This window comes from Chromobacterium sp. INPA-IVC (genome assembly GCF_059047085.1).
In genome coordinates this window covers 36,567-58,255 of sequence record NZ_JBTNLS010000008.1, presented here as the reverse complement: position 1 = coordinate 58,255, position 21,689 = coordinate 36,567, and the positions used below count along the sequence as shown (strand labels likewise).

At 66.6% G+C, this 21,689-nt stretch carries 19 protein-coding genes; 6 read left to right on the top strand and 13 right to left on the bottom strand.

From position 1 onward, the window contains the following. Nucleotides 1–33: 33 nt before the first annotated feature. Nucleotides 34–831 (bottom strand): MOSC domain-containing protein, encoded by a 798-nt coding sequence (locus tag ACX17K_RS15885; protein ID WP_493775577.1) that lies wholly within the window; start codon nucleotides 829–831, stop codon nucleotides 34–36. Nucleotides 832–1,214: 383 nt separating this feature from the next. Here ACX17K_RS15885 and ACX17K_RS15880 point away from each other — a divergent pair, with 383 nt between their 5' ends. Further along, nucleotides 1,215–3,092 carry a methyl-accepting chemotaxis protein gene (locus tag ACX17K_RS15880; protein ID WP_493775576.1) on the top strand — a complete coding sequence of 626 codons (1,878 nt, stop codon included), beginning with the start codon at nucleotides 1,215–1,217 and terminating at the stop codon, nucleotides 3,090–3,092. A gap of 174 nt (nucleotides 3,093–3,266) precedes the next feature. After that, on the top strand, nucleotides 3,267–4,910 hold the full coding sequence (locus ACX17K_RS15875; RefSeq protein WP_493775575.1) for a methyl-accepting chemotaxis protein: 1,644 nt from the start codon (nucleotides 3,267–3,269) through the stop codon (nucleotides 4,908–4,910). Between the two features lie 84 nt (nucleotides 4,911–4,994). Here the strand turns inward: ACX17K_RS15875 and lnt are convergent, their stop codons facing one another. The 12 genes from lnt to ACX17K_RS15815 form a co-directional block, all read right to left on the bottom strand. After that, nucleotides 4,995–6,485, bottom strand: coding sequence for an apolipoprotein N-acyltransferase (gene lnt, locus ACX17K_RS15870; protein ID WP_493775574.1), 1,491 nt, complete (start codon nucleotides 6,483–6,485; stop codon nucleotides 4,995–4,997). Between the two features lie 64 nt (nucleotides 6,486–6,549). Beyond that, nucleotides 6,550–7,401, bottom strand: a complete 852-nt coding sequence (locus tag ACX17K_RS15865; protein ID WP_021477432.1) for a CorC family transporter — start codon at nucleotides 7,399–7,401, stop codon at nucleotides 6,550–6,552. Between the two features lie 3 nt (nucleotides 7,402–7,404). Continuing rightward, on the bottom strand, nucleotides 7,405–7,911 hold the full coding sequence (ybeY, locus tag ACX17K_RS15860) for an rRNA maturation RNase YbeY (RefSeq protein WP_493775573.1): 507 nt from the start codon (nucleotides 7,909–7,911) through the stop codon (nucleotides 7,405–7,407). Continuing rightward, entirely contained in the window at nucleotides 7,898–8,857 is a 960-nt protein-coding gene (locus tag ACX17K_RS15855; RefSeq protein ID WP_493775572.1) for a PhoH family protein, read from the bottom strand. The genes ybeY and ACX17K_RS15855 overlap by 14 nt, the downstream gene beginning before the upstream one ends. Next, complete coding sequence (locus ACX17K_RS15850; RefSeq protein WP_493775571.1) at nucleotides 8,847–9,524, bottom strand: HAD family hydrolase; 678 nt, start codon at nucleotides 9,522–9,524, stop codon at nucleotides 8,847–8,849. Before ACX17K_RS15850 ends, ACX17K_RS15855 begins: the two co-directional genes overlap by 11 nt. Then, entirely contained in the window at nucleotides 9,521–9,808 is a 288-nt protein-coding gene (locus ACX17K_RS15845) for a YciI family protein (RefSeq protein ID WP_231154866.1), read from the bottom strand. The genes ACX17K_RS15850 and ACX17K_RS15845 overlap by 4 nt, the downstream gene beginning before the upstream one ends. 79 nt (nucleotides 9,809–9,887) lie before the next feature. After that, a complete protein-coding gene (miaB, locus tag ACX17K_RS15840; RefSeq protein WP_231161348.1) occupies nucleotides 9,888–11,222 on the bottom strand; it encodes a tRNA (N6-isopentenyl adenosine(37)-C2)-methylthiotransferase MiaB in 1,335 nt (444 codons plus the stop codon). Nucleotides 11,223–11,252: 30 nt separating this feature from the next. Continuing rightward, nucleotides 11,253–11,633, bottom strand: coding sequence for a hypothetical protein (locus ACX17K_RS15835; RefSeq protein WP_231154868.1), 381 nt, complete (start codon nucleotides 11,631–11,633; stop codon nucleotides 11,253–11,255). A gap of 108 nt (nucleotides 11,634–11,741) precedes the next feature. Continuing rightward, nucleotides 11,742–12,944: a cation:proton antiporter domain-containing protein gene (locus tag ACX17K_RS15830; RefSeq protein ID WP_493775570.1), complete on the bottom strand. Its 1,203-nt coding sequence runs from the start codon at nucleotides 12,942–12,944 to the stop codon at nucleotides 11,742–11,744. Between the two features lie 235 nt (nucleotides 12,945–13,179). After that, nucleotides 13,180–13,881: a S4 domain-containing protein gene (locus ACX17K_RS15825; RefSeq protein WP_493775569.1), complete on the bottom strand. Its 702-nt coding sequence runs from the start codon at nucleotides 13,879–13,881 to the stop codon at nucleotides 13,180–13,182. Between the two features lie 69 nt (nucleotides 13,882–13,950). Continuing rightward, nucleotides 13,951–14,895: a DMT family transporter gene (locus ACX17K_RS15820; RefSeq protein WP_493775568.1), complete on the bottom strand. Its 945-nt coding sequence runs from the start codon at nucleotides 14,893–14,895 to the stop codon at nucleotides 13,951–13,953. Next, the gene (locus ACX17K_RS15815) at nucleotides 14,882–16,099 is read right to left on the bottom strand and encodes a tetratricopeptide repeat protein (protein ID WP_493775567.1); all 1,218 of its coding nucleotides are present in this window, start codon (nucleotides 16,097–16,099) and stop codon (nucleotides 14,882–14,884) included. The genes ACX17K_RS15820 and ACX17K_RS15815 overlap by 14 nt, the downstream gene beginning before the upstream one ends. A 106-nt stretch (nucleotides 16,100–16,205) precedes the next feature. Here ACX17K_RS15815 and ACX17K_RS15810 point away from each other — a divergent pair, with 106 nt between their 5' ends. From ACX17K_RS15810 to ACX17K_RS15795, 4 genes are all read left to right on the top strand, one after another. Continuing rightward, a complete protein-coding gene (locus ACX17K_RS15810; protein ID WP_493775566.1) occupies nucleotides 16,206–17,123 on the top strand; it encodes a LysR family transcriptional regulator in 918 nt (305 codons plus the stop codon). Nucleotides 17,124–17,238: 115 nt separating this feature from the next. Then, a complete protein-coding gene (locus ACX17K_RS15805; protein ID WP_493775565.1) occupies nucleotides 17,239–18,936 on the top strand; it encodes a hydrogenase maturation protein in 1,698 nt (565 codons plus the stop codon). Between the two features lie 132 nt (nucleotides 18,937–19,068). Continuing rightward, the gene (locus ACX17K_RS15800) at nucleotides 19,069–19,929 is read left to right on the top strand and encodes an AraC family transcriptional regulator (protein ID WP_493775564.1); all 861 of its coding nucleotides are present in this window, start codon (nucleotides 19,069–19,071) and stop codon (nucleotides 19,927–19,929) included. A gap of 112 nt (nucleotides 19,930–20,041) precedes the next feature. Further along, the gene (locus ACX17K_RS15795; RefSeq protein WP_493775563.1) at nucleotides 20,042–21,685 is read left to right on the top strand and encodes an acyl-CoA dehydrogenase family protein; all 1,644 of its coding nucleotides are present in this window, start codon (nucleotides 20,042–20,044) and stop codon (nucleotides 21,683–21,685) included. Nucleotides 21,686–21,689: the final 4 nt, after the last annotated feature.

Genomic DNA, 21,689 nt, shown 5'->3' with positions numbered 1-21,689 from the left:
TGACAGATTGTAAGCACTTGCCGGCAGCCCAGTCTAGAAGCTGTAACGCTGCTCGAGCACTTCCACCGGCGCGTTCAGCTCCAGCACGCCTTCGTTGCGGGCGCGCAGGTTCATGCCGAAGCAGACGCCCTCATCCAGGCGCCGGGTGCGGACCAGTGTTTGCAGCGGTTCGCCGTCGGCGCGTTTCTCGCCCAGATCCGGATCCACCGTGGTCAGCACGCAGCGCACGCAGGGTTTCATCACGTCGAATTCAAGCTCGCCGATGCGGATCACCTGCCAGTCGTCCTCTTCCCATGGATACGCGCCGCTTACGACCAGATTGGGGCGGAAGTGGCGCAGGGTGACGGGCTCGGGGAGCTGGCGGTTCAAATCGTCGAGCGAGGCTTGGTTGACCAGCAGGAAGGGATAGCCGTCGGCGAAGCTCATCTTGTCGGGCCCGCCCTTGAACGCGCGGTTGGATTGCGCGCCCAGCCACAGCAGCCGGCATTCGCAGCCGAGGAGGTCGGCGAACCAGGCGTCGACTCGCTCGTCGCCGTGCCAGGCCTGGAAGCCGTCTTTCCACACCTGGGCCGGATGAGGCCGGGTGTAGACGGTGGCCATCGCGAAGATCGGCGGTTTGCCGGCGTGGTGAAGCAGCACGCCGCCCGGCAACAGTTCCGCGCGGACGGTGACCAGTTGGGGATGCGTCCGAGCGGTGATCTGCTGGCCGTCGGGCGTGACCAGCAGCCATTCGCGGTCATGCAGCAGACCCAGCTTGCCCGCGTAGGCGCGGTCGAAGGCGATGCCGCGGCAGGATTTGACCGGATGGATGAACATGTCGCTCAGATGCATGGGGGTCTCCGTTGTCGTATAGACGGCATGCTAGCACGGCGGCGGCGGAGGACGGGCGCGGCGTGCCGATTTTCAAGCATGGCACCTGAATGAGAACGGCAAGTTGTAACGCGGGCATTGCATATCTGCGAACGGCCATTTACATTGAGATGCCCGCCGCAGATTGTCGGACTGTCGTGCGATGGCCGGCGATGCCTATGGGGCGGATGTTTCATGCCATTCGGAAAAACGGGGGGCAAAATTCGCAAGAAGGGAATTGTTCGTTGAGCTTTATGCTGATACGGACTAAACCTGAGTAGAGGCTTACAAGACAACAGCGCCCGATGCCGCAAGCCCGCGGCCGATGCGGCCTGGCAAGTGATTGGGGATGAGGAGGAAGTGTAATGCGCTCTTTGCGTGTCAAGCTGATTGCAGTGATTGCCCTGCTGCTGGTATTGCTGGGTATGGTGATTACCGTGCTGGTCTACGGCCAGATGCGGAACGAGATCGTCCGAGGCGTCGATAATGAGTTGGGCGGCACTTCCAAGGGTTATTCGGCCCTGGTGAGCAGCTGGTACAAGAGCAAGGTGGGCGTGGTGATCGCGGCAAATCCGCTGGTGGGCACGCCGGATCCGCGCCAGACGCTGGCCCGGATGAGCCAGGCCGGCGGCTTCGATATGACCTATATCGGCACCGCCGACCATGTGATGATCCGCTCCGACATGAAGCCGCAGCCGCAAGGCTACGACCCGGTGGCGCGGCCGTGGTATCAGCAGGCGGCGGCCAGCGGCAACCCCGGCGTCTCCGATCCCTATGTCGATTTCGACACCAAGAAGCTGGTGGTGACTTTCGTCTCCCCGGTTAAAGACGGCAGCACGCTGAAGGCGGTGGTCGGCGGCGACATCTTCATCGACGACCTGGTCAAGACCGTGCTATCGGTCAAGCTGCGCGGCAACGGCTACGCTTTCCTGGTGGACAAGAGCGGCAAGGTGATCGCCCACCCGGACGCCAGCCTGACGCTGAAGCCGCTGTCCGAGAAAGTGCCGGAGCTGACCAGCGACCGTCTGACCAAGCTGGCGACCAGCACAACGATGGAAGAGGTCAGCATCGGCGGCGACAACAAGCTGATCGAGGTGCAGCCGGTGGAGGGCACCAACTGGCTGCTGGGCGTGGTGACCGACGAGTCGGTGGTCACCGGTCCGCTGAATACCTTGTTGCTGACGGTGATCGGCATCGGCGCGCTGTGCGTGGTGATCCTGATTCCGGTGGCGAGCGTGATGCTGAGCAAGATGCTGGCCGGCCTGGGTCGCCTGCGCAACGCGATGCTGGAAATTTCCCAGGGCGAGGGCGACCTGACCCGCCGTATCCAGGTGACCGGCCAGGATGAGATCGCCGAGACCGCCACCGCGTTCAACCGTTTCATCGGCCAGCTGCAGAAGATGTTCATCGCGGTGAAGGAAGAGGCCGAGCGGGTGACTGGCGGCGTCGAGAGCGTGACCGACACCGTGGACAAGGTGGCGCACGATTCGCGGCAGATTTCCGACGTGTCCAGCTCCAATGCGGCCACGCTGGAGGAGATCACCGTCAGCATCTCGCACATCGCCGACGCGGCGCGCGAGGCGGACAGCCTGGTCAACCATACCGGCCAGGTCTCCAGCGAGAGCGCGCACGGCATGCAGCAGATCTCGCAGGAGATGAACAGCACCGTCGAGGCGGTGAAGGGGTTGTCCACGATGCTGGGCTCGCTCGATCAGCGCTCGCAGCAGATCAGCGGCATCACCAATGTGATCAAGGACATCGCCGACCAGACCAATCTGCTGGCGTTGAACGCGGCGATCGAGGCGGCGCGCGCCGGCGAGATGGGCCGCGGCTTCGCGGTGGTGGCCGACGAAGTGCGCAAGCTGGCCGAGCGCACCGGCCAGGCCACGGTGGAGATTTCCGGCATGGTCAGCACCATCCGCGAGGAAACCAGCCAGGCGGTCAGCAATATGCAGCGCACCGTCAGCTCGGTCGACGGCGGCGTGGAGTTGACGCTGGGCGCGGTGCAGCGCATCGAGCAGATCCAGCAGGCGATGCAGGAAGTGATGGCCAAGATGAACGAGATCACCTTGTCCACCAGCGAGCAGCACAAGGCCACCACGATGATCGCCCAGAGCACCGAGCAGATCAACGGCCGCATCGTCGACAGCGACGACGCCTTGCAGACCGTGCGCGACACGCTGTCCGAACTGTCGCACTCGGCCAGCAGCATGCGGCAGCTGTTCTCCAGCTTCCGCGTCTGACCGACGCTCAATCCTCCCGCCCGGCATGCCCGGGCTTTTTCATGCCCGCAGCTTGCCGGACACCGCGTTTGGCAAAACGGCGTGGCGGCGGGAGGCATCCGTTTCTAGAATAATTTTGTAATCGAACTATCAAAACAAGCACGAATACGTGCGGGGTTGGGGAAGGAGCGGGAAATGGCAAACGCAGGCATGAGCCTTAAGGCCCGGCTGGTCGGGTTGATGGCATTGGTGGTGGTGGTGGTGTGCAGCCTGGGCGTGGTGTCGGTGTACAACCAGCGCCAGGTGATGTTGCAGGACAGGCAGGACAAGGTGCGCAATCTGGTGCAGAGCGCAGTGGGCCTGGTCTCCAGCTACGAGAAACTGGTGGAAAGCGGCAAGATCGGCGAGGCCGACGCCAAGCGCATGCTGTCCAAGGCGCTGAGTTCGATGCATTACGAGAAGGCGGATTATTTCTTCGCCTATGACTCGGACTGGAATTACGTCGCCCACGGCGCCAAACCGGAGCTGATCGGCAAGAACCTGGCCGGAGTGAAGGACCCGAACGGCGTCGAGTTGAAGACGCTGTTCCAGAACGCGATTTCATCGCCGGGCGGCGGAGGCTATGGCGAGTATGTGTGGAGCAAGCCCGGCTTCGACCAGCCCCAGCCCAAGATTTCCTATGTCACCACCACGCCGAAGTGGCATTGGATCGTCGGCACCGGCATTTATCTGGACGACGTTTCCGCCGCCTTCCATCGGGAGCTGCTGTGGTTGGCCGGGGTGCTGGCGGCGGCGCTGCTGGTGCTGCTGGGAATGGGCGGTATGATCCTGCGCAATGTGCTGGGGCAGCTGGGCGCCGATCCGCAGGAGACGGTGGCGGTGGTCAAGCGCATCGCCGCCGGCCAGCTGGACCAGGAGGTGGCGGTGAAGGAGGGCGATCAGGACAGCCTGATGTCCGCGGTGGGCGCGATGCAGCGCGAACTGGAGCGTCTGGTGCGCGACATCATAGACGGCGCCAACCAGCTGTCCCAGGTCAGCAGCAAGGTGACTGGCGAGGCCGAGGCGGTGGGGCGCGGCTCCGAGCAGCAAAGCGCGGCGGCCACCGCGATGGCGGCGTCGATCGAGCAGCTCACCGTCAGCGTCAACCACATTTCCGACCGCTCGCAGGATGCGCGAAACCTGGCCAACGAGTCCGGCACGTTGTCCAAGAGCGGCGGCGCGGTGATCGCCGAGGCGGTCAGCGAAATGCGGCGCATCAACGACGCGGTGGACCAGACCTCGGGCATCATCACCAGCCTGGCGGACAAGACCCAGACCATTTCCAGCATCATGCAAGTGATCAAGGACATCGCCGACCAGACCAATCTGCTGGCCTTGAACGCGGCGATCGAGGCGGCGCGCGCCGGCGAGATGGGCCGCGGCTTCGCGGTGGTGGCCGACGAGGTGCGCAAGCTGTCCGAGCGCACGGCGCAGGCGACGCAGGAAATCGCCTCCATGATCCAGGATGTGCAGCAGGGAGCCGAGCATTCCCGCCACAGCATGGAGGAGGCGGTGGGGCGGGTGAAGGCCGGCTTGGATCTGGCCGAGCAAGCCGGTTCCGAAATCGCGCGGATCCAGGACAGCGCCAGCGGCGTGGTGGCGGTGATAGGCGACATTTCCCACGCGCTGCGGGAGCAGAGCGCGGCCAGCCAGGCCATCGCCCAGCACGTGGAGCAGATCGCCCACAGCGCCACCAGCAACGCCTCGGCGTCGCAGTCGGCGTCGCAGGCCATCCACAATATGCATCAATTGGCGGCCAATCTGCGGCAACTGGTGTCGCGCTTCTCAGTCAGGGGCTGAGCGGCGCGGCGGCCGTGCTGGATTGGATGGAAAAAGCCCGGTGGCGGACACCGGGCTTTTTGTTTGAGGCGCGCGGATTGGTTCTTAGTGCTGGCCGCGGCGGCGCCAGCCCAGCAGCAGGGCCAGCAGCAGCAGCGCGCCGCAGCCGATGATGACCGGCAGATTGCCGACGCGCATGTAAGGCGTCAGACCCTCGCGGCTTTGGGCGAAGCCGGTCAGCACCTGGGCGGTGAACGGCGCCGCCACCGCGGAAATCTCGCCGTCCGGGCGGATGATGGCGGTCATGCCGTTATTGGTGGCGCGCAGCATGTAGCGGCCGGTTTCCAGCGACCGGGCCTGCGATAGCTGCAGATGCTGGCTCATCGCCTCGCTCTTGCCGAACCAGGCCAGATTGCTGACATTGGCGAGCATGCCGGCGCGGGAGGCCGGGCCGATCAGCTCTTCGCCGAAGCTGTCCTCGTAACAGACGTTGAACGCCACCTGATGCCCGGCCAGCGTCAGCGGCGGCTGGTCCGCGCCGCCGCGGCTGAAGCCGGACAGCGGCATGTCCATGTGCTGGTAGATCCAGCCGATCAGTCCCGGCAGCGGCACGAACTCGCCGAAGGGCACCAGATGATCCTTGGCGTAGTAGGGCATTTTCGGGTCGGACAGCGCCACCACCGAGTTTAGATAGCCGCGGCCGTCGTTGGTGCGGCGGGGGATGCCAGTGGCCAGCGCCATGCCGGAGCGGGACGCTTCGCCGCGGATCATCGACAGGTAGCCGGACGGCAGGTCGTCGAGGAACAAGGGCAGCGCGGTTTCCGGCAGGATCATCAGGTCGGCGCGGGTCATCGCCACCTGGCGGTAATAGGTGAGCAGCGAGTTTTCCAGGTTCTCCGGCGACCACTTCAATTCCTGGGCGATATTGCCCTGGCCCAGCGCCACCGTGATCGGCTTGCCGACCGGATGGGTCCATTCGATGTCGCGCAGCCACACGCCGCTGCCCCAGACCAGCGCCGCGGCGATCAGGATGCCGATGCGTTGCCGCATGCCGGCGCGCGCGAGCATGGCCAGCGCGCCGGCGGACAGCGCCACCAGATAGCTGACCAGGTGAATGCCGCCGACCGGCGCGTAGCCGGCCAGCGGGCTTTCGGTGATCTGCGAGTAGCCGGCCGCGCCCCAGGGAAAGCCGGTCATCACCCAGCCGCGCAGCCATTCTCCCAGCTCCCAGGCGGCCGGGAAGGCCAGCAGCCAGCGCACGCCCGGCCGCGGGTCGATGCGGCAGGCCAGCCAGGACGCCAGGCCGGGATACAGCGCCAGGTAGGCCGGCAGCAGCAGCACCAGCGGCGCGGCGATCCAGGCCGGCAGGCCGGCCACGTCGTGCAGGCTGTCGTAGATCCAGCGGAAGTTGCTGACATAGGCGCCCAGGCCCCAGGCGTAGCCTATCCAGAACGCGCGGCGCGGCTCGCGCTGCAAGAGTTCGATCAGCGCGGCCAGCGCGATCGGCATCAGCCAGAACAGCCGATAGGGGGCGAAGGCAAACAGGGTGAAGGCGCCGGCCAGCGCGGCGGCCAATAGCAGGATCAGGATTCGCATGGGGCTTGTTGCAGTTGAAGACGAGAGTTGCAGCCGGCGGCTACCGGCTGCATTCAGCATAGCCTTATTCGGCCATGTCGAGGGAGGCCTGGATGCGTTCCACCAGCAGGGTGTCCAGGCGGCGGCTGTCGGCGCGCAGCACGGTGAAGCGCAGGCCGGCGGCTTCGATCTTTTCGCCGCGCTTGGGCAGGTGGCCGGTCAGCGAGATCACCAGGCCGCCGACGGTGTCGACGTCGTCGTCGGCGTAGTCGGTGCCGAAGTAGTGGTTGAAGTCTTCGATCTCGGTCAGCGCCTTGACGCGGTAGCGCTCGTTGCCGCGCACCGGCACGATGTCGTCCTCGTCGTCGTCGATGTCGTACTCGTCCTCGATGTCGCCGACGATCTGTTCGATCACGTCTTCGATGGTCACCAGGCCGCAGACGCCGCCGTATTCGTCGACCACCACCGCCATATGGTTGTGGGTGGCGCGGAAGTCGCGCAGCAGCACGTTCAGCGGCTTGGACTCCGGCACGAACACCGCCGGGCGCAGCACGTTCTTCAGATTGAAGGTGGAGGGCGCATGGAAGTAACGCAGCAACTCCTTGGCCAGCAGGATGCCTTGCACGTCATCCTTGCTTTCGCCTATCACCGGGAAGCGCGAGTGGCCGGAATCGATCACGGTCGGCAGGAAGCGGGCGATGGGGTCGTCGATGTTCAGCACGTGCATCTGGCTGCGCGGAATCATCACGTCGCGCACGGTCAGCTCGCTGACCTCCAGCACGCCTTCGATCATGCCGAGGGCCTCGGCGTCGAGCAGGTTGCGCTCGAAGGCGTTATGCAACAGCTCGATCAACTCCTCGCGGTCTTCCGGCTCGCGCAAGAGCATGGTGGACAGGCGTTCAAGCCAACTGGGCCGCGGTTTACTGGGGTCTTCCATTTCTTAGATGTGCTCCTCGTGGTAGGGATCGGGATATCCTAGCTGTTTAACGATTACGGTTTCAAGCGCTTCCATCGCTTCGGCCTCTTCGTCCTCTTCGTGGTCGAAGCCCTGCAGGTGCAGCATGCCGTGCACCAGCAGGTGGGCGTAGTGGGCCATCAGGTCCTTGTTCTGCTCGGCGGCTTCCTGCTCCACCACCGGCGCGCACAGCACCAGATCGCCGAACAGCGGCAGGCCGGCCACCGGCTCGCCTTCGTTCAGCGCGAAGGACAAAACGTTGGTCGCATAATCCTTGCCGCGGTAATCGTTGTTGAGCTGACGGCCTTCAGCGGCGTCGACGATGACGATGCTGACCTGCGCTTGTTTGATGTCGCGGCGCAGGGCGGCCTGGCAGGCGCGGCGGATCAGCGCGGGCTCGGGCAGGACGCCGGCGTCGCTGCGCACGTCCAGGGTCAGTTCCAGCCGTCCGGCCAGGCGGGCCAGCAGCGGGTTGCGTTTAGCTTTTTTCATCTTGCTTGCTTTGGTAATGGTCGTAGGCGTCGACGATTTTCTGCACCAGCGGATGGCGCACCACGTCGTTGCTGTTGAAATGATGGAAGTGGATGCCGCGCACATGGTCGAGGATGCGCTCCACCTCCACCAGGCCGCTCTTCTGATGGCGGGCTAGGTCGATCTGGGTGACGTCGCCGGTGATCACCGCCTTGGAGCCGAAGCCGATCCGGGTCAGGAACATCTTCATCTGCTCCGGCGTGGTGTTCTGCGCCTCGTCCAGAATGATGAAGGCGTGGTTCAGCGTGCGGCCGCGCATATAGGCCAGCGGCGCGATCTCGATCAGGTTCTTCTCGAACAGCCGGGTGACGCGGTCGAAGCCCATCAGGTCGTACAGCGCGTCGTACAGCGGCCGCAGATACGGGTCCACCTTCTGCGCCAGGTCGCCGGGCAGGAAGCCTAGCTTCTCGCCGGCTTCCACCGCCGGGCGCACCAGCACGATGCGCTTGACCGCGTCGCGCTCCATCGCGTCCACCGCGCAGGCGACGGCGAGGTAGGTCTTGCCGGTGCCGGCCGGGCCGATGCCGAAAGTGACGTCGTGCTGCTGGATGGCTTTGATGTAGCGGGACTGATTGGGCGTGCGGCCTTTCAGGTCGCCGCGGCGGGTGGCCAGCACCGGCGATTCTTCCTGCTCGGTGGCGGATTGCTGCTGGCGCAGCTCCACCAGCGTCAGTTGCACGTCGTCGACCGAGATGTCCTGTTTCTCCGCCAGCAGGTAGAGCCGGGTCAATGCCTCCACCGCCAGCTTGGCGGCCGGGCCTTGGGCGCGGAAGGCTTCGCCGCGGCGCTGGACGACGACGTCCAGACCGGTCTCCACCTGTTTCAGGTTTTCGTCCAGCGGGCCGCACAGGCGGGCCAGACGCTCGTTGTCCACCGGGTTGAAGCTGAGGGATTCGCTAGTGCTCATGCGTGTGCAATTGTTCGCTTAACTGTTGAAAAACGGCGGCGTGGCGGTCGTGTGACACATGGCAGGCCGCCATGCCCAGCCGGCGCGCCGGCTCGATGTCGCGCTCCAGATCGTCTCCCACCATCAGGCAATGTTCGGGCGCGAGGCCTTCCAGCGCCAGTGCGTGGCGGAAGATGCGCGGGTCCGGTTTGGCGGCGCCGGCGTCTTCCACGGTCACCACGTGGCGGAAGTGGTGGGCGATGCCCAGGTGCGCCAGTTTGGCCCGCTGCTGTTCAGCGCCGCCGTTGCTGACGATGATGCGGATCAAATGGCGGGTGGCGTCGAGAAAGTCCGCCGCTCCGGGCGTGAGCCGGCGGTGGCGGCGGTAGGCGTCCATATACGGCTGGAACAGCCGCGCGGCTTCGTCTTCGGCGATATGCGGCAGGCTGAGAAAGTCGCGCAGCCGCTCGTGGCGCTGTTGCGCTATCGTCAGCTCGCCGGCTTCGAAGCGCCGCCAGTGGCGGTCGACGCAGACGCGCCAGCGGCGGAGCAGCTCGGTTTCGGATTCGGCGAAGCGGGCGGCATGCGGCCCGATGAAGGCGGAAAACGCCTGATGGGTGGCGTGGCTGTCGTCGAACAGCGTGTCGTCCAGGTCCAGCAGCAGGGCCTTGATGCCGCTCGCGTTCATGCTTCCTTCAGGCTTTCCAGCCCGGCGGCCGTCATGCCGGGCACGAATTCGATGATGTCATAGCGGGCGACGCCGCCCTGGGCGAACGGATCCTTCGCCAGGCGGGCCTCCAGCGCCGCGCGCTCGCCGCGCGCCAGGATCACGCCGCCCTCGCGCGGCACCTTGCGGCCGGAGGCCAGGAAGGCGCCGTCGGCGTAGGCTTGTTTCAGCCAGGCGACGTGGGCATCCAGTAGCGCGTCGACATCTGACAGCGGGGCGGTATAGGTCAGCGAGACGACGAACATCTTGAAATCCTCCGTATCGGAACCAGCCGAGCATACGCCGCCCGATGCGCATTGCATAGCAAGCCGGCTCCGTTCACGGTCAGGCGATCTCGTTGATCACCACCTCGCCGGCCAGCGAGTGCGGGCGGGCTTCGGTGATTCTGACGTCCACCGTCTGACCCAGCAGGCGCGGATGGCCGGCGAAGTTGACCACGCGGTTGTTGGCGGTGCGCGCCGCCAGCATCGCGGCGTCTTTCTTCGAGACGTTTTCCACCAGCACGCGCTGCACGGAGCCGACCATCGCTTTATTGATCTCGAAGCCCTTGGCTTCGATCACCTCGTTCAGCGCTTCCAGGCGGCGCACTTTCTCGGCGTGCGGCGTGTCGTCCGGCAGGTTGGACGCCGGCGTGCCCGGACGCGGGCTGTAGATGAACACGAAGCTGAAGTCGAACTCGCAGTCGCGCACCAGTTTCAGCGTCTGCTCGAAGTCGGCCTCGGTTTCGCCGGGGAAGCCGACGATGAAGTCCGAGCTCAGGCACAGGTCCGGACGGATCGCGCGCAGCTTGCGGATGATGGACTTGTATTCCAGGCCGGTGTAGCCGCGCTTCATCGCCATCAGCACGCGGTCGGAGCCGCTCTGCACCGGCAGGTGCAGGTGGGAGACCAGCTTGGGCAGCTTGGCGTAGCAGTCGATGATGCGCTGGCTGAACTCGCGCGGGTGGCTGGTGGTGAAGCGGATGCGTTCCACGCCCGGGATTTCGTGCACGTATTCCAGCAGCAGCGCGAAGTCGGCGATTTCGCCGTCGCTCATCAAGCCGCGGTAGGCGTTGACATTCTGGCCCAAGAGCGAGATTTCCTTGACGCCCTGGGCGGCGAGGCCGGCGATTTCGGTCAGCACGTCCTCGAACGGGCGCGATACTTCCTCGCCGCGGGTGTAGGGCACCACGCAGAACGAGCAGTACTTGGAACAGCCTTCCATGATGGAGACGAAGGCCGCGCCGCCGTCCACCTTGGCCGGCGGGATGTGGTCGAACTTTTCGATTTCGGGGAAGGAGATGTCCACCTGCGAGCGGCCGCTCTGCTTGCGGCTCTCGATCAGGTCCGGCAGGCGATGCAGCGTCTGCGGGCCGAACACCACGTCGACGTAGGGCGCGCGCTTGACGATGGCGTCGCCTTCCTGGCTGGCCACGCAGCCGCCGACGCCGATGATCAGGTTGGGGTTGGCTTCCTTCAGGGGGCGGATGCGGCCCAGGTCGGAGAACACTTTCTCCTGAGCCTTTTCCCGCACGCTACAGGTGTTGAACAGGATGACGTCGGCTTCTTCCGGGTTGTCCGTCTTGACCATGCCTTCGGCGCTGCCCAGCACGTCCGCCATCTTGTCGGAGTCGTACTCGTTCATCTGGCAGCCGAAGGTCTTGATGTATACCTTCTTCATTGCTACTCGGTTTCCAGCTCGTATTCGGTTTCAGGGTTGGATCTGGGCCTGGCGCTGTTTCAGCGCCTCGATCTCGTCGTCGCCCAGCGCCCAGATGCGGTTGATATTGCCTTGCTGATCGAAGGTCACGCCGATGGCGCGGCCTTTCAGAGCGTTCAGTTGCCCGCTCAGCAGGAAGCGGTTGTGCTCATCGAATACGCGCAGGCCGGTGGCGAGCGCGAAATGCTGCGGTTCGATGGCGATCAGCGCCGACAGTCTCTGCAGCAGCGTGCGGTCGGAGCGGACGAACTCGATGCCCGAGTCGTCGACGCCGGCCAGCTTGCCCATGACCAAGCCATCGGGCAGCAAGCGGCCTGCCGATGACGGCAGGGCGAGGCAGAGCAGGCACAGCGTGGCGATGAGTTTTTTCATAGCAAATTGAACGCGTTGCGCGCGATTCTATCATAGCCGGCGTCAGAGCCGGCCAAATGTTAGGCGTCCGGACGGGGTCTGGTCCCGGGCGGGCGCTTGCGATCTGGCTCAGGCCGCGGCTTCCGCGCGGCGGCTGTAGCGCTCCGCCAGCGCGAACATCATCGGGTTGAACAGGATGGACACGATGGAGCCGGCCAGGATCAGCGCCTGGCCGCGCGCGCTGAGCAAGCCCAGCGACATGCCCAGCCCGGCCAGAATGAAGGAGAACTCGCCGATCTGCGACAGGCTGGCGGCGATGCGCAGGCTGGTGTGGTGGCTGCGGCGGAACAGGCGGACGATGCCGTAGGCCGCCGCCGATTTGCCGACCACGATGATCAGCACGGTGGCCAGCAGCACCGGTGTGTCCTTCAGCAGCACTTCCGGATCCAGCAGCATGCCCACGGATACGAAGAACAGCACGGCGAACGCCTCGCGCAGAGGCAGCGACTCCTCGGCGGCGCGATGGCTGAACGGCGATTCGGCCATCACCATGCCGGCGAAGAAGGCGCCCAGCGCGAACGAGATCTGGAACAGCTGGGTGGCGCCGTAGGCCACGCCCAGCGCGGTGGCCAGCACGCCCAGCCGGAACAGCTCGCGGCTGCCGGTGTGGACGATGAGCTCCAGCATCCACGGAATGAAGCGGCGGCCGACGATCAGCATCAGCGCGACGAAAGCCGCCACCTTGGCCACGGTCAGCGCCAGCGTCCAGCCCAGCTGGGCCAGCGACGGCGCAGCCTGGCCGCCGCCCAGCGCGCCGGCGAAGGCCGGCAACAGCACCAGGGTGAGCACCATCACCAGGTCCTCCACCACCAGCCAGCCCACCGCCACCTTGCCGTCCTCGCTGTCCAGCCAGCCGTATTCCTCCAGCGCGCGCAACAGCACCACGGTGCTGGCCACCGACAGCGCCAGGCCGAACACCACGCCTTCGCCCAAGGGCCAGCCGAGGAAATGGGACAGGCCCATGCCCAGCAGCGTCGCCACTGCGATCTGCACCAGCGCGCCGGGGACAGCGATGGCCTTCACCGCCATCAAGTCCTTGATCGAGAAATGCTGGCCGACGCCGAACATCAGCAGGATCACCCCCAGTTCCGCCAGCTCCGGCGCCAGCGCGGTATCCGCTTGGAAGCCCGGCGTGAATGGGCCGACCAGGATGCCGGCGCAGAGATAGCCCACCAGCGGCGGCAGCCTGAGGCGCAAGGCCAGCGCGCCGAGCGCGAAGGCGAAGACCAGGCCGCCGACGATGGTGGTGATCAAGGGGGTGTCGTGGGGCATGGGCGGAATTCCGGTTGAATGGCTGGATGGTATAAAGACGGAATATCGGGAACCGAGTTCCGATAAATTTATTATTTTTATTCAACTTTCATTTTGGCACGAAGCCGTGCCGCGCGCCTTGATCTATGCGGTATGAAGCGCCCGCGCCGGCGGGGCAATGCGCATCGCCGTCGAATGGAAAACCGGAGGCGGGCAACCCGCGCGGAGGAGTCCGGCGGGCTGGCGCGGGCAAGGGTCAGAAGCGTTCGAACGGCTGCAGATAGCGCCATTGTCCCGGCTGCAGCCCGGCCAGGGCCAGGCGGCCGATGCGGATGCAGCGCGCGCTTTGCAGATTGACGCCGAGCTGGCGGCTGATTTCGGCGAAGAAGCCGGCGCGCGGCGCGTAAACCGCGCAGCGCAGCTGGTGGTCGCTCTGGCGGCTGATCTTGCACTGGCGCAAGGGCTTGCCGTCCAGGCGGATGGCGGCGACGCGGGCTTTCAACTCGTCGGCCGCCGGCGCCCGCTCCACTTGCAGCAGGAATTCCATCTCGCACTCGGCCAGATGGCGCGGCAGTTTTTTATCCTGAGTCAGGACCATCAGGCCGTGGCAGCGCTCATCCACGGCGCCGAGGACGCTCAGGTGCTGGCGGTGGCGCGCGAGCCAGACTTGTTCCGCGCCGTCCTGCGGCGAGCGGCTGTCCGGCCCCAGCAGCTGCGCCGGCGGCGCGTCCTCGCCCGCCGGGCGGTTCAATAGCATCGTCACCGGCAGCGTCGCCAGAGCCTGGGGCGTTCCGGCCAGCGTGATTTGCTGTTCCGGCCGCACCCGCGCCCCCAGCGTATTGACCACTTTGCCGTCTACTTTCACCAAGCCCTGTTCGATGCAGGCATCGGCCTCGCGCCGCGAGCACAGGCCCAGCTCCACCATGCGCTTGGACAGGCGCACGCTCGTCTCATCCATTTGTTCACACCTTGTAAAACGGACGGCGATTATCCGTTGCCGCCCGCGGGCTGGCAACGGAAACGGCGCTCAGGCGGAACGGGAGGGCCGCAGTCCGCGCCAGCCGGGGCCGGAGGCGCGGTTGCCGAGCACGATGCCGGCGATGGCGAGCGCGCCGCCGACCGCCATTTCCAGCGACAGGCGCTCTCCCAGCAGGCCGGCGCCCAGCAGCACCGCGCTGAGCGGATTGAGGGCGATGAACACGCCGGCGCGGGTGGCGCCGATCCGGCGGATGCCGTCGTAGTACCAGATATAGGCCAGCGCCGAGCCCAGCGCGCCCAGATAGAGCAATCCGCCCCATTGCGCGGCGTCCAGCTTGCCGATGGCGGCGAGGCTGGCGTCGCCGTGCAGCCATGCGGCCAGCCACAGCATCGCCGTGCCCAGCAGAATGGACCAGGTGACCGTCTGCAGCGGCCCCAGCGCCTGCGACAGGCCGCGCGAGCCTACGCTGTACGCCACCCAGCAGCCGACGCAGCCCAGAATCAGCAGATCGCCGCCGGCGCCGGCCGCGGCGGTCAGCGCGTCGGGGTTCTTGCCGACGATGACCAGCCCCGCCCCAGCCAGGCACAAGGCGACGCCGGCCAGCTTGAGCGGCGGCAAGGCTTCCTTCAGCAGCAGGAAGGAGGCGAGCGCGATCATGGCGGGATTGAGCGCGACGATCAGCGAAGCGCGGGCGGCGCCGATGTGCTGCAGGCCATAGAAGAAGAACAGGTTGTAGCCAAACACGCCGAACAGGCCCAGCAGCGCCAGCCTGAGCATTTGCCCGGGCGCAGGGCGGACCAGCGGCGTTCGCGTCAGCGCCAGGCAGCCCAGCAGCGTGGCGCTGGCGATGGTGAAGCGCAGGCAGGCGGCCAGCAGCGGCGGCAGGCCGCCGGCAAGCTGGCGGCCGGCGATGAAGGTGCCGCCCCATATCACGGCCACCAGCACCAGTTGCAGATACAGCCGGGGAGACGCGTCGCGCTCAGGCTGGCGCATGGTTCGCCTCTAGGCCGGCCTGCCGGCGTTGACAGGCCAGCAGGGTCAGGGGCAGCAGCTCGCGCTGCGCCCGGCTGCCGCCCAGCACGCTCCAATGCGGCTGCGCCGCCTGCAGGGTGCGCAGGCTGTCTGCAACGCGGCCTTCGGCGAAATGCAGGATGCCTTTGAGCACGGTGAGGCCGGTTTGGTGGGTTTGCGGGTCCAGGCCGAAGCCGTCGCTTTCCGCGATCAGTTTCTCGATCAGCACCGGCTGGCCGCTGGCGGCGAAGGCCAGAGCCGCGTGCAGACGGTGGAAGTGGGACATCGACGCGCCTATGCTGCCGCTCCACAAGAAGGCCAGCTGCTGCCAGATGTCGTCGAAGCGGGAGTCGTCCGGATGGTTGAGGCGGTAGCGCCACAGAAAGGCCACGGCGTCGAGATCCTGCTTGGCGAAGCGGCTGTCCTTCAGCGCATACATTTCGTGGAAGGTGCGCACCGACTGCTCGGTCTGCAGGCTCTTCTCGTAGCCTATCGCCAGGTGCCAGTACACATGCATGCGCATGCCGGCGTTGTCTATCCACTGCGCCTTGCATTGTTCGAGGAAGGTGCACAGCTCCTGCCAGCACTCCTGCTCGTGCAGCGCGTGCGCGACGGCGTGGATGCCGTAGATGTTGTCGGCGCGATGGCGCAGCGACTCCAGCCCCAGTTTCAGCGCCTGGCCCGGGTGGCCGGACTCGACGGTGACAAAGGCCTTGATCGCCAGGTAATAGGAGTAAAGCGGATGGTCGGCGCCGATGTGGCGGTCGCAGCGCTCCAGGTCCGGCATCAATTCCGGCGTGTGGCCGGTGCAGAAGTCGAACATGTGGGTGAAGAACAGCGCCACCACGTCGCTGGGATAGGCGTCCAGGTGCTGGCGGAACAGCTGGCGGGCCCGCGGGTAGTCGAAACTCACCCAGGCGCGGAACGCCGCCACCAGCAGGCGAAGCTTGGGACAGTCGGTTTCCTCCGGCGCCAGTCGCTGCAGGCAGAGCGTGAACTTGTACAGGTCCTTCAGTTCGCAGGAGGTGATGGCGTCGAAGCCGACCAGCAACCGGCGGTAGACCGCCCGGATGGGGGTGTCCGCCTGCAGATGGTCCGGGATGCCGCGCAGCGACAGGAAGTGGCCGCTGATTTCCGGCCAGATCTGGGAGGCGCCGTCGGCGGCGGAGTAGACGAATTGGGTCATGGTGTCGGATTCCATGGCGGGCTGGGGAGTTAGTTTTATCAGGCATATTCTTATGCCAAATGCGAGTCATGGTAAAATGAGCGATTGCTCATGATGGAGCGGATCGATGACGCTGACGCAACTGGAGATTTTCGCCCTGGTCGCCGAGATGCAGGGTTTCACCGCGGCGGCGGCCCGGCTGGGGATTTCACAGTCGGGCGTATCGCACGCGGTGCGCGAGCTGGAACGGGAGCTGGGCGTGGAGCTGCTGCAGCGGCGGCAGGGCCGGGCGGAGCTGACCGACATCGGCCGGCAATTGCTGCCCCGGGCCTGCGGCATGCTGGGGCTGGCGGAGGCGATGCGGCAGGAGGCGGCGGACGCGCGCGGTCTGCGCCGGGGCACGCTGCGCATAGGATCGTTCGGCCCCACCTCGTCTATGCGCTTGCTGCCGGGACTGTTGGCCCGTTATCGGGAACAGTACCCGGGCATCGAGGTGCATATCGACGAGGGAACGGACAGCCAGGTGTTGCAATGGCTGTTGGAGCGGCGGGTAGATGTCGGTTTCGCGGTGTTGCCCGAGCCGAGGTTCGCCAGCTGTCCGCTAGTGGAGGACCAGATGGTGGCGGTGCTGCCCGCCGGTCATCGCCTGGCGGACCGGCCGCACCTGACGCTGGACGAACTGTGCGGCGAGCCGTTCGCCCTGACCGGCGCCGGCTCGGCGGAGCTGGTCACCCGGCTGTTCCAGGCCGCCCGGCTGCAGCCGAACATCCGCTACCGCTGCGGACAGCTGCTCAGCACGCTGGAAACCGTGGCGCGCGGCGAGGCGGTCACCGTCGTCGCCGAGCTGTCGCTGCCGCTGCGCCCCTATGTGATCGGCTATGTCAGCAAGCCGCTGCATCCGGCGGTGCTGCGCCAGGTGGGCTTGGTGATGCTGGACGAGGAGCAGGCCAGTCCGGCGGCGCGAGCGTTTCTGCAGTTGGCCGGCCGGCTGAGGCGGGAAGGCGGCTTACAGGCCATGCTGGCCGAAGCGGGGCGCTCGGCCTGACCAATGGGTCAGGTTTGTTATGCGATAATCATTTAAATTGTTCCCAGTCAAATTGTATTGAATTTCCTCTGCGTAGCATGCGGCGCTTGTCCGAGCCCATACGCGGGAGAATGCAGTGCAAGCCTTGAGAATCGTTTTGCTGTCCACGGCCTTCAACGGCCTGACCCAACGCGCCTGGCTGGAGTTGCGCGAATCCGGCCACAAGCCGAGCGTGGTGCTGTTCACCGACGCCGACGAGGTGGCGCGCCAAGTGAGGGAGGCGCGGCCGCAGCTGGTGATCTGCCCCTTTCTGAAGGACAGGGTGCCGGCCGAGCTGTGGCGGGACAGCCCGTTTCCGGTGGTGATCGTCCATCCCGGCATTGTCGGCGACCGCGGCGCGTCGGCGCTGGACTGGGCGATCATGAAGGGCGAGAAGCGCTGGGGCGTGACCGCGCTGCAGGCGGTGGAAGAGATGGATGCCGGGCCGGTGTGGTCCAGCCGCGAGTTCGACCTGCCGCCGGGCATCCGCAAGTCCGAACTCTACAACGGGCCGGTCAGCGACGCCGCGATGTACTGCATTCGCGACGTGGTGGAGAAATTCGCCGGCGGCTACCAGCCGCAGGACGTCGACTACGCTGATCCGCAGGTGGCCGGCCGGCTGCAGCCGAACATGAAACAGGCCGACCGCGCCTTCGACTGGCGCCAGCCGGCGGCGGAGATCAAGCGCCGCATCGACGCCGCCGACGGCCAGCCCGGCGTGTTGGCCGATCTGGCCGGCGGCCGCTACTTCCTGTGCGACGCCCATCTCGACCACCGGACCGGCGAGCCGGGCCGCATCCTGGCGGTGCACGACGACGCGGTGCTGGTGGCCTGCGGCGACGCCAGCCTGTGGATAGGGTCGGTGCGGCGGCAGCCGGCACCGGGCGAGGAAAGCTTCAAGCGGCCGGCCCGCCACGAACTGGGCCGCCTGCTGGACGGCGCGCCCCGGCTGGAGTGGGCGGTGGACACCCACCCTCACTGCGAGGAAAGCTATCAACCCATCCGTTACCGCGAAGTGGGCCGGGTCGGCGAGCTGACCTTCGAGTTCTACAACGGCGCGCTCAGCACCGAGCACTGCCAGCGCCTGGTGCGGGCCTTGCAATGGGCGAAGCGGCAGGACACCCGGGTGTTGCTGATACGCAGCGGCTGCGGCAGTTTCTGCAACGGGGTCCATCTCAACGTGATCCAGGCGGCGGAGCATCCGGGCGAGGAAGCGTGGCGCAACATCCAGGCGATAGACGACGTCTGCCTGGAAATCCTCACCGCGCCGCAGCTGACGGTGGCCGGCGTGGCCGGCAACGCCGGCGCCGGCGGCGTGATGATGGCGCTGGCGGCCGACGTGGTGCTGGCGCGCCAGGGCGTGGTGCTGAATCCGCATTATGCGACCATGGGTCTGTACGGCTCCGAATACTGGACCTATACCCTGCCGCGCGCGGTGGGCGGCGAGACGGCGGCCAAGCTAAGCGGCGACTGCCTGCCCATCGGCGCGCGCCAGGCCTGGCGGCTGGGCATGGTGCAGGACATCGGCCCGCGCGATCCGGAAACCTTCGGCAGCTGGCTGCTGAGCATGGCCGCGGCGGCGGAGCGCAACTGGCCGGAGCTGGCCCGGCGCAAACAGGAGCTGGACCCGGCCCGGCTGCAGCAGTGCCGGCGCGCGGAGCTGGACGAGATGCGGCAGGACATGCTGGAAAACCGCCGCGGCTTCGCCGAGCGCTGCCAGGGTTTCGTGTTGAAGCGCCGCGCCTGCCGCACGCCGGAGCGCCTGATCGAGGATTGGGCGCGCGCGGTAGACTGAGGCGCATCCGGCGCCGGGCGTATTGTATGCTGGCATGCCCGGCGCCGGTTCCGGACGCGGCGTGAAATAGAGCAAGCCGCGTCAAGAAGGTTTTCGCGCATTCCCGCATAGTGGCCGCCATGGAGGACGAGCATGGACAAGGCGGACCGCTACGCGCGGCGTTTCGAAAAAGTATTGGATCACATCGCCAGCCATCTGGACCAGCCGCTCGACGTCGAGCGCCTGAGCCAGCTGGCCCATTTCTCGCGCTTCCATTTCCACCGACAGTTTTCAGCGTATCTGGGCGTGGGCGTGGCCCGCTACATCCTGATGCAGCGGCTGCGCCGGGCGTCGTACTGGCTGGCGTTTCAGCCGCGGCGCAAGATCACCTCCATCGCGCTGGACTGCGGTTTTGACAATCCCGAATCGTTTTCGCGCGCTTTCCGGCAAGCGCTGGGTTGTTCGCCCAGCGAGTTCCGGCGCCGTCCGGATTGGCCGGATTGGCATGCGCGGATGACGCCTCCCGTCAGAGAGAGAATGGACAGCATGGAAATCAACATCATCACCGTAGAGCCTGCCATGGTGGCGGCGCTGGAACACCTGGGGCCGCCGGAGCGGGTCAACGACAGCGCGCTGCGCTTCATCGAGTGGCGCAAGGCGAGCGGCTTGTCGCCGGTCGCCAGCAGCCAGACCTACGGCATCGCCTACGATAATCCGGAAACTACGGAGCCGGAACGGTTCCGCTTCGACATCTGCGGCAGCGTCGCAGGGCCGGTGCCGGCCAATCCGCAAGGCGTGATCGTTAAACAGATTCCGGGCGGGCGCTGCGCGGTGGCCCGCCACCATGGATCGCACCACAATCTGAGCGACACGATCTGGTACCTGTACCGGGAGTGGCTGCCGGCCAGCGGCGAGGCGCTGCGGGATTTCCCGGTGTATTTCCACTACCTGAACCTGGCCAGCGACACGCCGGAGCATTTGCTGCTGACCGACGTGCATCTGCCGCTGCGCTGATGCGCTTTGGGCCGGCTGCGGCCGGCGGCCCGGTCCGCTAAGCTGAAGCGATGGAGCAAACGTTCATTTGAGCGCCGCCGCGAGGCGGCGCAGTCATTCGGGAGCGGCGCGCATGAACTGGCAGACCCACGAGGTGAGCAATCAGTACGACGAGTTGCAGGATTATAGTCTGTTCGACACCGATGTCGCGCTGAAGGAGGCGCTGCATCGCGCCGGTGCGGACTGGGCGACGCCCTGGCTGGCCGATTACGGCGAGCGATTGGGCCGCGCGGAGACCTTCGAGCTGGCCGAGCAGGCCAACCGCTGCGCGCCGCAGCTGCAGGCCTTCGACCGCCGGGGCCGGCGCGTCGACCGCGTCGATTTCCACCCATCCTGGCATGAGCTGCTGGCCTTGTACCGGGCGCAGGGGCTGGTGTCGCTGCCGTTCGATAGCGAGCGCCCCGGGCGCTGGACCGCCTTTCTGGCCGGGTTCTACCTGCACGGCCAGGTGGAGGCCGGCACCCTGTGCCCCGCCACCATGACCCAGGCGGCGATTCCGCTGTTGAGGCGGGAGCTGGCGCTGTGGGCGCAACTGGGCGACAAGCTGCTCTGCCGCGAATACGACGCGCGCGACCTGCCGGCCGAGCGCAAAGCGTCGGTCTGGCTGGGCATGGGCATGACCGAGAAGCAGGGCGGCTCCGACGTGCGCGCCAACGCCACGGCGGCGACGCCGCTGGGCGCCGGCGGGCGCGGCGGCGAGTACGCGCTGCGCGGCCACAAGTGGTTCTATTCCGCGCCGATGAGCGACGCCCACCTGGTGGTGGCGCAGTTGCGCGACGGCGGCCCGTCCTGCTTCTACGTGCCGCGCTGGCGGCCGGACGGCAGCCGCAACGCGGTGGCGATCCAGCGCTTGAAGGACAAGGTGGGCAACCGCAGCAACTCCAGCAGCGAGGTGGAGTTCCAGGACGCCTGGGGCGTGCTGATCGGCGATCCCGGCCGCGGCATTCCCACCATCATCGAGATGGCCGCCTATACCCGGCTCAATTGCGTGATCGGCAGCGCGGCCCTGATACGCCAGGGGCTGGTCCAGTCCATCGCCTACGCCCGCCGGCGCGCCGCCTTCGGCAAGCGCCTGGCCGAGCAGCCGTTGATGCGCGCGGTGCTGGCCGATCTGGCGCTGGAGAGCGAGGCGGCGCTGCGGCTGGCGGCGCGGTTGGCCGAGGGCTTTGAAAACGACGAGCCGGCCTGGAAGCGCATCGTCGCGCCGGCGGCCAAGTTCTGGGTATGCAAGCGCGCGGTGGAGCTGGCCGGCGAGACCATGGAAGTGTTCGGCGGCAACGGTTACGTCGATGCCGGGCCGATGGCGCGGCTGTTCCGCGAGGCGCCGGTCAATTCGATCTGGGAAGGCTCGGGCAATGTGATGTGCCTGGACGTGATGCGGGCGCTGCGGCGCGAGCCGGAGGCCTGGCAGCGGCTGCTGGACGAGTTGGCCGGGCTGGCCGGAGACGATCGCCGCCTGCGCGCCGCGCTGGCGGATCTGCAGGCGATGGCGGCCTTGTCCGCGCCGGAGCTGGAGGCGCTAGGCCGCCGCTTCGCCCAGCAACTGGCGCTGACCGTCCAGGGTTGCCTGCTGCGGGTATGCGCGCCGGCGGCGGTGGCCGACGGCTTCATCGCCAGCAGGCTGGCGGATGGGCACTGGGGGCGGGTGGCGGGCGCGCTGGACGCGCGGGCGGTGGATGTCGGCTATCTGCTGGAGCGGGCGCTGCCGGGCGGCTGATCGC